Source organism: Shewanella sp. 10N.286.51.B2, assembly GCF_041469265.1.
Lineage (GTDB): Bacteria > Pseudomonadota > Gammaproteobacteria > Enterobacterales > Shewanellaceae > Shewanella.
Genome location: NZ_JBFRKH010000160.1, coordinates 1 through 321 on the forward strand (window position 1 = coordinate 1; position 321 = coordinate 321).

Consider the following 321-nt stretch of genomic DNA (forward strand, 5'->3'; position numbering starts at 1 on the left):
CAACGGCGACGTGCCAGTGGTGAGCTACACGGTGACTGACGGTGATACGGATGTGGACTCAACGCTGACCATCGACATCAATGCGAAAGACGACAGCTTCACAGATGGTTCGGAAACAGAGACAGTGGATGAAGATGGTTCACTGACGGACAACGTCCTAACGGGCACCTCAAGTGTTGATGGTCCGGTGACGGTGAAAGGCTTTAGCGTCGACATCAATGGTGACGGCACAGCGGAAAGCTTCACGCCAGGTCAAACGGCGACGATCCAAGGCGTGGGTACGTTGAGCATCGCGAGCAACGGCGATTACACGTTCACGCC

General features: G+C 55.8%; 1 protein-coding gene. It reads left to right on the plus strand.

The features are described 5' to 3' along the window. Window positions 1-321 (plus strand): hypothetical protein (locus AB4140_RS19840; protein ID WP_372002371.1); only part of this gene is annotated, 321 nt, incomplete at both ends.